The organism is Streptomyces populi (assembly GCF_002911015.1).
Classification (GTDB): Bacteria; Actinomycetota; Actinomycetes; order Streptomycetales; family Streptomycetaceae; genus Streptomyces; species Streptomyces populi.
The window spans coordinates 19,101-29,155 of sequence record NZ_KZ626943.1 but is presented as its reverse complement, the minus strand read 5'-3'; the positions used below and the strand labels follow the sequence as shown (position 1 = coordinate 29,155).

The following is a 10,055-nucleotide window of genomic DNA, read 5'->3' as shown; positions in this document are numbered from 1 at the left end:
GGGGGTGCCGGCCACTCCGGTGGGCGCGCTCACCCGCCCGGGGGTTCCCGTTCACCCGGACACGGTCCTGTTCAGGGCGCGGACCCGGCGTCCTCCCCGAGGGAAGCGAGCGCCTCCGCACTCTCCTCCAGGACCTTCTGCAGCCCGTACTCACGCGCGACGGCCCGCGCCTCCTCCCAGTGAACGCGCGCCTGCTCGAGGTCACCGACCTCGTGGTGCATCTGCGCGGTGCCGTGCAGGATGTCGGCCACGGCGTCCTGGTCATCCATCTTCCGTGCCAGCGTCAACGATTCGGCGTAGGCCGCGAAGGCCTCCGTCGAGCGTCCGAGGATACGGAGGCACTCCGCGATGTTGAAAAGTCCTCCGGCGACGAATTTGTCCAGCCCCTGGCTGCGGAAGGTCTCCAGAGCCTGGGCGTAAGCCTCCAGGGCTGCTGCGGCGTCGCCGCCGGCACGGAGCAGGAACCCCTTGCCCGACAGGACGGTGGCGGAGTCCTGCGTATGGCCGAGCTGTAGGCGCAACAGCCGCGACTCCTCCAGAGCTGCGATCGCCTCCCGGAGCCGACCCGCCTGATGGTGCACCATGGCGAGGTTGCCCAGCACGGTCGCCTGCCCGTCGCCGTTTCCCGTCTCCCTGTGCAGAGCGAGGGCCGCCTGCAGGTGAGCCAGACATTCGTCGTTGCGGTAGGCCATGCCGTTGGCCGCTCCGAGGGCGTTGTGCAGGTACGCCTGGCCCATGAGGTCGTCGTGCCTGCGGGCCCAGGCCATCGCCTTCGTGAGGCACTGCATCCACTCACCGACCCACCAGTAGGCGTGTCCGTAACCGAGCATCGCGTTCGCGGTCCGCCAGGCCAGCTCCGGTCGGGAGGTGCGGCCCGCCAGTTCGATGACCGCCTTGAGAGCGGGCATCTCCCGCACGAACCAGGCGAGCGCGTCACGCCCGTCATGGAAGTCCGGCAAGGGTGCGGCGGCCTGCGGAGGGCCGAGATGCACAACGGGTGCCGTCAGGCTGTTCGCCTTGTGAGCGGCAGCGCTGTACCACGTCACCAGTCGCAGAAGCGCGGCCTCGCGCTCGGCCTCGGGCTCCTCCGCCAGGACACACTGCTCGGCGAATTCCCCGACGAGGTCGTGAAAGCGGTATCCGCCGGTGTCGGTCGCCTGCAGCAGATGCGTGTCGGCCAGCAGATCGAGCACGTCGGTGGTGTCGGCGAGGGGCTCGCCGAGCAACGCCGCCGCGGCCTCGGGGGCCACGGGGTGGGAGGGCCACAGTCCCAGGAGTCTGAAGGCCCGGGCGGCTTCTCGTTCCATCGGCTGCCCGCTGTCGCGCAGACCGTTGTAGCTGAGCACGAAGGTGTCGTGCACCGCGAGGTGGTCGACGGCCAGTGCTCGCAGGCGGCTGCCACCGCGGGAGAGGCGTCGGGCCAGCGTGTTCAGCGACCAGGTGGGCCGGGTGGCAAGCTGTGCCCCGGCGATGCGCAAGGCCAACGGGAGGCCCGCGCAGGCATCGAGGACGAGCGATGCCGACTCGGGGTCGGTACGCAGCGCGTCCTCTCCGCAGAACCGTTCCAGCATCCGGTGCTGCTCGTCCTCGGCCATCGGGTGCAGGACGATGCGGGTCGCTCCGTGCGGACCGGCCAGCGCTCGGCGGCTCGTGACCAGCACCGCACTGCTGCCGTTTCCCGGCAGCAGAGGACCGATCTGGTGGGTGTCGCGCGCGTTGTCGAGGACGATGAGGACCTGCCGATCGGCGAGGGCGGCCCGGTAGAGCGCCGCGCGGTCGTCCACGTCCTCCGGCAACGAACGTCCGCTGACGCCCAGGTCCATCAGGAAACGGCCCAGCACGTCGAACGGTGTCCGGGGCTCGCCCGCACCGAATCCGCGCAGGTCGGCGTACAACTGGCCGCCGGGGAAGGCGGCGGCGAGACGGTGGGCGGCGTGCAGCACGAGCGCCGTCTTGCCGACCCCGCCCATCCCCGACACGACGACGGCCCTCGGAGCCGGGCACGGCGACCGTTCGGCTGTCGCGAGGAGGGTCGCCATCTCTTTCTCCCTGCCGATGAAGTCGGGCAGATCGTGGGGAAGTTGGCGGGGCACCGGACTCCCCGGCGACGGGGGCGACGCGACCTGGTCCTCCGCTGGAGCGGGCGACGCCGAATCGGACGGCGCAAGAGCGGCCCGCGGGTCTCCCGGCGCGGCTGCGGCACCGGAGGGTGCGGATCCGGACGGTACGGGTCCGGCCGGGGCGGACGGCGGTGCCGCGGCCGTCCCGGACGGCGCCGGGCCGGCCGGGAGGACGGCCTGGGGCGACTGGTGCGCGCCGGACGACGGCCGGACGCCGGACGCCGGACGCCGCCCGGACGACGTCTCCCGGAGGAGGTCACCGCGGAGCATGGCACCTTCCAGGGCGACCAGTTCCCGGCCGGGGTCCACCCCGTACTCCTCGGCCAGCAGGGCCCGTACGGCACGCAGGACGGCCAGCGCCTCCGTCTGCCGGCCGGCGAAGTAGAGGGCACGGGCAAGCCGCTCGGCCACGTCCTCCCGTTCCGGGAACTCGGCGGACAGGGCGGACAGTTCGGGTATCAGGGCGGAGCAGTCGCCTCCGGCCAGCTCCGCGTCAGCAACCATCATGTGCGCCCGGAATCGCTGTTCGCCCAGCCTGGCGCGGGCCGCGTCCGCGAAGGGCGCGCCGATCCCCGACAGGGCCTCACCGCGCCACAGGGCCAGGGCCTCGCGCAGCAGTCCCACGGCTCGCTCGCGCTCCGCGGAGCCGAGGTGCCGTTGCGCTTCGGTCACCAGCAGCTCGAACCGCGCCGAGTCCAGCACTCCTTGCTGGAGGTTCAGCCGGTAGCCGGCCGACTCCCAGGCCACGTGGTCGGGCGCCGGCAGGAGACGGCGGAGCGCGGACACGACCGTGTGGACCTGCGCCCGGGCCGTCCTGGGCGGATTCTCACCCCACAGGCCGTCGATCAACGCGTCGACGGTGACCAGCTCGCCCGAGTGCAGCAGGAAGAAGGCGAGTGCCGCGCGGACCCTGGGACGGGTCGGCTCGACCCGTCGCCCCTCGACGCGCAGCTCCAGCGAGCCAAGAATTCCGTACTGCAACGAGCCCCCCGGCTACTCATCCCGTGCAGCGCACCCCGCCGAGGTGAGGCGCGGGCGACTTGAGACAACCGTCAGAATACAAGCCCAAAGCCGCACAACCCGCCAACGCCGCACGTCAGCGCGTTCTTCCGCTCGTGCGCCCGCCTCTCGTCTCCCGTCTCCGGCCTCCCGCTTCCTGCTTCCTGCTTCCTGCTTCCTGCTTCCTGCTTCCTGCTTCCTGCTTCCTGCTTCCTGCTTCCTACCTTCCTACCTTCTGCCTCCGGCAGCGCTGGTATCCCCCGGCAGCAGTACCGGCCACGGCTTTGGCCGTCGGCGGCTCCTCGCTCGCCCTCGCGAGTCGCGGGTGCCGTTCGAGCACGGTGCTCGTGCCGTGCTCACCGCTCCGGACGGAGAGCCGACCGGACGAGCCGTCGAACTCCCCCTGACGGATCGTCCGGTGCGGGCGGTAATCGCCCTCGCACCGGCCGGAATACGCACTCGCGGTCGCCGGTTGCAGCGGAACATGCACCGTCCTCAGGACCCGCCCAGCGGCATACACCCACTGCTCGCCGAGCGCTTCAGTCCCTATCGCTTCGATCCGTCGGCGGTCGTCGACGACCACGCCCTCGAACTGCTGCTGGAGGCCGCGCGGTGGGCACCGTCGGCGGGGAACTCCCAGCCGTGGGGCTTCTTCACCGGCAGGCCCGGTGAGCCGGAGCACGGCCGGATGCTCCCTCACCTCGCGCCGAGCTCGGCCCGCTGGGCGACGGATGCGGGTCTGCTCGTCGTCACACTCACGCGTCGGCACGTCGATGACACGCAGTTGCTCTACTCCGAGTTCGCGGACTACGACCTCGGCCAGGCCGTCGCCCACATGACTGTTCAGGCCCAGGCCATGGGATTGGCCGCGCACCAGTTCCGGGCCTTCGACCTGGAAGGGCTCACCAAGGAGCTGGACCCGAACCCGGGCTGGGCGATCGTCTCCATGGTCGCGGTGGGCAAGGCGGCCGGCGGCCCTCCGGAAGGCCGTGACCGGCACGGCGTCACACACTTGCGCTCCGCCCCCTGGTCACCGGCGGAGCAACGACAGAGTCGTGATCATTGAGCGGCCCGGGCGACGGCCACCCGGACCGCGGACCCGCACCCTGGCCAGGACCCGGTGGTCAATGGAGTACCGACAGTTCTCCGACTGCTCGGCGATGACGCGGTCACGGGTGGGCACCAGGGTTCCAGGATGCCGTCCACGACGAGCACGGTGTCCTCAGCGGAACTCGTGGACCACCTGGATCTCGCCGACGACATGGGCGTTGAAGTCGTCCAGCTCCTCGGCCGGGACCCAGAGTTCGAGGATCGTCCGCCCACCGGCCTGCTGGACGGGATAGCGGCTCAAGAACTCCGACTCGACCTCGAAACGGGTGACGAAGCCGGCGCCGTCGTGCTTCACGTTCCAGTCCCGTGCGATCCTGATCGCGTAGTCCTCGTTGAGTTTACCGACCGCAGGAGCTCGGACACCGACTCTGAACTGCGACGATTCATAGACTACATGTCTGCGACGGCGAGTTGGGGGCGTTGTTGTCGCTCGTTCGTGTGGCCGTCGTGCCGCGAGCGGAAGCGTGGTGGGCGTGGCGTCGCAGCGCGAGGTCGCCTGGACCCTCTGGCTCGTTGTAAATCAGTCGTTCAGGGGCGTGGGGCGCGACACGATACGGTCATGACTAGCGATCTCTTGCTTGACCGGGCCCGAGAGTTATGGACAGAGCTGGCGGTGAAGCCGGTGGAGTTCTCCTCCTCGGACGGGGCGAACGTAGTGGTCTCTCCTGGCTCGCAGTTGTGTCCGCCGTTGTGGACAGGGATCGTGGTCCTCGGCGGTGCCGGCATCGTCACCGTGCCGAGCGCGCAGGTCGCCCAGCTGATGGCGGGCGCTTCAGGCACGCTGTCCGATGAGGAGCTCGTCGACGAGGACCGCTTGCGTGAGTTGTTGCCCCTCCTCGACGTTCTTGGTCCTGCGTCCCTCTTCTATCTCGACCGCGCGGACTTCCTGCCTGTGCAAGGAGGCGCCGTTGTCGAGGAGGTGGTGTGCGGCGGCGATGGGCTGGCCGTACTCGTGGCCCGTGCTGGTGAAGAGGACGCCGGTGAAAGCGGCTTGGAGGACATCACCTCTCCCGCATTCGTCCTCCGCGAGAGGGACGAGGTGGTTGCCGCGGCCGGCTATCAAGCTTGGCCGCGGTCGGTGGCTCACCTGAGCGTGCTGGTTGCGCCGGGCCATCGAGGCCGGGGGCTGGCGCGGGTCGTGGCGTCTGCGGCGGTGGCGCATGCACTGGACGCCGGGCTGCTTCCGCAATGGAGAGCACGGCCTCATCCATCAAAGCGTGTGGCACTTGCGCTGGGCTTCCGGGAACTGGGTTCCCAGCTCAGCATCCGCCTCTCCGACGTCGTCCCACCGGCCTTGGCCGGTGGGACCACCGTCTGAACTCGGCCGGGGCGATTCAGTGCACCGTTGAGTCGGCGATCTGGGCTTCGAGGTCGGCGACGCGTCGATCTTGGAAGCGGAGGTTGGAGCGGGCAGCCTTCAGCCGCTCGTCGAGAGTGCGGTTGTCAGTGGTGAGTTGTCGGACGCGCTGCTTGAGGGTGGTGTTCTCGGTGGTGATTCGCTGGATGGCTTCCTCGGTCCACTCGGCTTCCAAGTCGCGTACCTGGCCGAGGAGTGCACCGATGCGGGTGCGCTGGGCGACGATCTCGGTGTGGGCGGCTTTGAGGGCGTCCTCGGCGTTCAGGGCCCGTTCGCGCCAGGTTGCCTCACGCTCGTCTGTCTGGTCGGCGAGCAGCTGACCGCGCCGCTCGCAGGACTCGGCCATGGCCGTGGCGACTGCAGTCCTGGCCTCGGGGTTGTCGTAGAGGAAGGTGCGGGAGACGTCCGCGCTGCGGGCGACGGCGGCGACGTTGACCGGGGCCTTCTCTCGCCGGAGCCGGGCGATCGCGTCGTGGACCCGCTGGATCGCGGCCTCGGTTCGGCGGCGGCGGGACGCCAGGGCGGCTGCTGTGCGGGGGCTGGGAACAACGGTGGTGCTCATGTCTGTGCTTCTCCGTCGGTAGCGTAGAACTCGGCCGCGAACTCGTCTCCCTGGGCGTCTTGAGCCTCGGCTGCCTCGGCGAGGTCGGCGGCGCGGAAGGCGGTGGACCACACGCGGTGGAAGTAGTCCTGGGGTTTGCGCAGGTCCAGGGCGAGGGCGTCGTCGAGGAGACCCAGACCGGCCAACGCCTTCTCCAGGCCGTCGATGGCGCGGGCGGTGGGCTCGAAGTAGTGGTGGAGGTAGTCGGCGGTGGCATCGTCGGGTGCGCCTTCGGCCAACAGCCGCCACTGCTCGCGCTTGCGACGCCAGTAGAGGAGGTCGGCGCCGGACATGACGAACTTGTCGCAGTTGTGGCAGTCCAGGTTCCAGGGGCAGGCGCCGCCGTCGACGACGGGCTGGAAGGTGCAGAACCCGCCCTCGGCCGGGGTGCTGCGGCGGGACAGGTCGATCGCGAGGGCCTGCGCCTGCTCCCGGGTGAGCGGAGTGGCGTCCCCTGCCAAGAGCTCGCCGGGCTGTGCGGTGCCGGGGCCGGCGACCCAGACGTGCTGGAGGACGTTGTCCAGGTCGGAGCTGGTCAGGTGGACGTAGTGCTCGGCCATGCGGTCGGAGACCTGGCCGAGGTAGCGGCGGATGTGCGTCAGGGTCGCGCCGTGCCGCAGGAGGTTCGTGGCCAGCGTGTGCCGTGCCTGGTGCGGGACGAGGCGGCCGAGATCGAGTTCGTCCACCCACAGCCGGAAACCCCGGATGAACCAGGTATAGGACAGCGATGTCGTCATCTGCGAGTTGCGTGTGGTCCGGGGGAAGAGAACCATCGCCGCGCGTTGCTGTGGCGAAGGGGCGTGGCCGTGCCGGGCCGTGAACTTCTCCAAAGTCTTGCGCTGCCGCTCCGCGAGGAGTTCGTAGAGACTCTCGGGAATGCGGATCGCGGCATCGTAGTTGCCGACCTTGGTCTGGTCGTGCCAGAACATGGGCAGGCCGCCGTAGCGGCCGATGCATTCCCACCGCAGCTTCAAGACCTCGCTGGTGCGGCGCCCGGTCGTGACGATCGCTTCCCAGATATCGCGCAGGCCGTGGTCGCTGGGATCGTAGGTGTCAGCGAGGCGCTGAAGGTTCGCCCCGTCGGCCAGTGCGCGGGCCGCCTCGTCCGGGAACGGCCGCCGGGCTCGAAGCGGCGCTCCGCCTCCGGCGGGCATGGACGTGATGAACTCCCGGTCCAGACCGAGCCGTTCGGCGGTGCCGTCCTCCAGAGCGTCCCGCAGGACCCTCCGGACGCTGTTGAAGACCGTCCGGCGCGTATGCGTGGTCACCGTCGGCGGTTTCCCGGTCGAGCTGGTCAGCGCGATCGACGGCAGGCCGTCACGTTCCCGACGCCGCTGGTCGGCCACGAAGCGCTGCATGTGCTCGCCGCGCAACGCACCGGGATCGTGGCCTCCACCTGGAGCGTCGACCTCCAGGAACGCGCCCAACTCGGTGCATGCCCGGCGGAGCGAGTCGACTGCGGTGGCGGTTCTCGGGCAGCGTGGAGACCGCAGCAGATCGGCGAGGTGGTCCCAGAGCAGGTCCCGCAGCCAGCGCTGCGGGACGGCGGTGAGGTCGATGTGGCTGGCCCGCTTGTCGAACCGGATGCCGAAGTGGTCCGTCTCCAAGAAGCCTGCCTCGCGGCAGTCGTCTGGGGTGAAGTAGATCAACTGCAGCTCTCGCCGCATCTCCCTGACGATGCTGGACGAGAAGCCACCCAGGGCGCCCAGGTCGAGATCGACTAGCGAGTCGACGTGGCTCTCCCGGCAGGTGTTGACCATGCGCTGAATCCACTCGAGGTCCCAGCGGCCGGGCTCGGGCTGCTCGGCGTGGCGGAACATTCCCCACTGGATCTCGGCCCGCAGCAGCGGCCTGAGCCCGCGCAGGTTGATCTGCCCCGGCCAGGTCACCGCTGCCACCGATGTGCACCAGGCCCGGAACTCCTTCCGATTCTCCATCACCACCGGGACGGGTTGACCGATGCGCTCGTAGGAATGCCACCAGTGGTCCGGGAGCGAAGCGCCGCCAGGACGTCCGTGCAGCCGGTAGCGATGGCGGTGTCCCGAGCACAGCCCCAGCGGGGAGTAGGCCAGGCTGGCGCAGACCGCCGCCTGGCACTCTCCATAGCCGTTCAGTGGTTCCTGTTCTCCCAGCCACTGGGCGAAGTCTGACTCCTCAGTGGCTCCGGACCTGCACAGATACAGCCACCGAGTCTGGTGCCGGACGCACAGCCGTGTCGCGGTGTGCGCCGCGGGCCGTTGGGGGCAGATACGGCAGGATTCCTCGCGGATCCACTCCGACGGACCGAGCGGTTCCGCCGCCGCGACAAAGGCCGCCTTGCCGACCCCACGCTCCTTGGCCTCGTTCCACTCCCGGCGGTGCACCGAGCACAGATCCGTTCCGCCGTCACGGACGCGTTCGCACTGGTTGATGAGGCATTCCCACCGATAGACAGCGTGACCGCGAGGGATCCGGATGATCGGTTCCCGGAAAACCGGGTCGAATGACGGGCTGTGGATCAGGGCCGTGAGGATCTCCATCCTGTCCCGGCCCTGACGGTCGGGCCGGTCGGTGTGGACCGGCAGCAGGGACCTCTCGCTCACTTCGGCTCACCCCAGACCGTACGGAGTGCCGCGTCGAACGCCGGGTCGTGGACGTCGACGTGCCCGTAGACCTCGTCCACCATCGTGGCCGAGGCCCAGCCGCCCGCGTCCCGGGCGATCAGAAGGTTGCCGTCCGATGCGTCGAGGACCGCCGAGGTGAAGGAATGGCGGAAGGCATGGGGTTTCACGAGCCCCAGGCCGGCGCGTTTCCCTGCCCGACCCAGCATCCTGCGGGCTCCGACCGGTGCCCACGGCTCCCCGGCACCCGCGCCGTGCAGTTGGACCAGCAGCATCCCGTGCCCGGACCCGCCGCGTGGATACTCGCCGCCGGTGACGTACTCGAAGTAGGTGTGCACCATCGCCGGGCTGACCCGCTTGATCAGCCCACCGGTGACCGTGCCGTCCTCGAGCCGCCACGGGTGCTTGGTCTTCGCCTCCGCCCGATTCGGGTTGCCGGGCCGGTGGCAGACGTGCAGGTGAGGGCTGCGGCACTCGCCGCAGGCCGCGTTCTCGCGCAGGTGCAGGTCGACCATATGCAGCCCGCAGAGCTCGCCGATCCGAAGCCCGCCGTCAGCAAGCCAGGTCACCACCAGCCGGTCCCGGGCCGAGTTCACCGTCGCCAGCAGCTTCTCGCGAGCGCCGTCCGGGAGCATCTTCGGGTGTCGCCGCTGTGGCCCGCTCGGCGCCAGCGGGTTGGCGGGCATCGCACTCTTCACGTGCCCGAGGAACGAGCGGCGGCGGTCCGCCTGGGACGGCAGCCGAGTCACGCCGAGCTTCTTGCCGAGCTCGCCGTTAATGCCGAGTGAGGCCTGATGCAGGTAGAAGCCCTTCAGGCAGGCTGCGGCGGTCGACAGCGCCGCCCGGCCGTAGGGGCGCTTGCCGACCCGCCACGGCTCACCGAGCGGCATGCGGACCTCGGCGCCGACAATCCCCATGTACCGCTCAAGATCCCGCAACACCACCGTGCCGAAGCCCAGGCACTCACGCTCCAGCCACCGCAGATGGTCCACCAGGTAATACGCGTACGTCTTCTGTGTACCCGAACCGTCGTGCGTGCGAAGGAACCGGTCCGCCTCCGCATGCACCGCCCCTTCGGGCCAGATGATCGTCCACGACCGCCGCCCGTCCTTGCGCTCGATCTGCTGGACCCGCAGGTCCCCGACCACCACTCGCCGTGCCACTTATCCTCCGTACCGACCCCGGAACATGACAGACGTCCCGGTCCCGGTCGGTAAACGAGCCCATGACGCCTTGGTCACAGGCCCAGGCAGACATCACGGGCAGCG

Annotated in this window: 6 protein-coding genes and 1 pseudogene; 2 read left to right on the top strand and 5 right to left on the bottom strand. The window is 69.8% G+C overall.

Annotation, left to right across the window (positions count from 1 at the left end; genetic code table 11):
* Positions 1 to 71 precede the first annotated feature (71 nt).
* On the bottom strand, positions 72 to 3,101 hold the full coding sequence (locus CW362_RS34255) for an AfsR/SARP family transcriptional regulator (RefSeq protein WP_103553507.1): 3,030 nt from the start codon (positions 3,099 to 3,101) through the stop codon (positions 72 to 74).
* Between the two features lie 502 nt (positions 3,102 to 3,603).
* On the opposite strand from CW362_RS34255, the gene CW362_RS34250 reads away from it, so the two are divergent.
* Positions 3,604 to 4,185, top strand: a complete 582-nt coding sequence (locus tag CW362_RS34250) for a nitroreductase family protein (protein WP_103553506.1) — start codon at positions 3,604 to 3,606, stop codon at positions 4,183 to 4,185.
* Positions 4,186 to 4,341: 156 nt separating this feature from the next.
* Here CW362_RS34250 and CW362_RS34240 read toward each other — a convergent pair.
* Positions 4,342 to 4,566, bottom strand: a pseudogene (locus CW362_RS34240) (hypothetical protein); the annotation flags it as partial.
* A gap of 222 nt (positions 4,567 to 4,788) precedes the next feature.
* On the opposite strand from CW362_RS34240, the gene CW362_RS34235 reads away from it, so the two are divergent.
* Positions 4,789 to 5,547 (top strand): GNAT family N-acetyltransferase, encoded by a 759-nt coding sequence (locus CW362_RS34235; RefSeq protein ID WP_103553505.1) that lies wholly within the window; start codon positions 4,789 to 4,791, stop codon positions 5,545 to 5,547.
* 16 nt (positions 5,548 to 5,563) lie between these two features.
* Here the strand turns inward: CW362_RS34235 and CW362_RS34230 are convergent, their stop codons facing one another.
* Genes CW362_RS34230 through CW362_RS34220 form a run of 3 tightly spaced genes read right to left on the bottom strand, consistent with a single transcriptional unit; the run spans position 5,564 to position 9,950 of the window.
* Positions 5,564 to 6,148 carry a DUF6262 family protein gene (locus tag CW362_RS34230; protein ID WP_103553504.1) on the bottom strand — a complete coding sequence of 195 codons (585 nt, stop codon included), beginning with the start codon at positions 6,146 to 6,148 and terminating at the stop codon, positions 5,564 to 5,566.
* The gene (locus CW362_RS44960; protein ID WP_240658174.1) at positions 6,145 to 8,769 is read right to left on the bottom strand and encodes a tyrosine-type recombinase/integrase; all 2,625 of its coding nucleotides are present in this window, start codon (positions 8,767 to 8,769) and stop codon (positions 6,145 to 6,147) included. The genes CW362_RS34230 and CW362_RS44960 overlap by 4 nt, the downstream gene beginning before the upstream one ends.
* Positions 8,766 to 9,950, bottom strand: coding sequence for a tyrosine-type recombinase/integrase (locus CW362_RS34220; RefSeq protein WP_103553503.1), 1,185 nt, complete (start codon positions 9,948 to 9,950; stop codon positions 8,766 to 8,768). Before CW362_RS34220 ends, CW362_RS44960 begins: the two co-directional genes overlap by 4 nt.
* Positions 9,951 to 10,055 lie beyond the last annotated feature (105 nt).

What these genes read in the sequence shown, in the direction of transcription:
- CW362_RS34250 (WP_103553506.1), top strand. Translation starts at nt 3,604, where the DNA reads ATGCACCGTCCTCAGGACCCGCCCAGCGGCATACACCCACTGCTCGCC.
- CW362_RS34230 (WP_103553504.1), bottom strand. Translation starts at nt 6,148, where the DNA reads ATGAGCACCACCGTTGTTCCCAGCCCCCGCACAGCAGCCGCCCTGGCG.
- CW362_RS34235 (WP_103553505.1), top strand. Translation starts at nt 4,789, where the DNA reads ATGACTAGCGATCTCTTGCTTGACCGGGCCCGAGAGTTATGGACAGAG.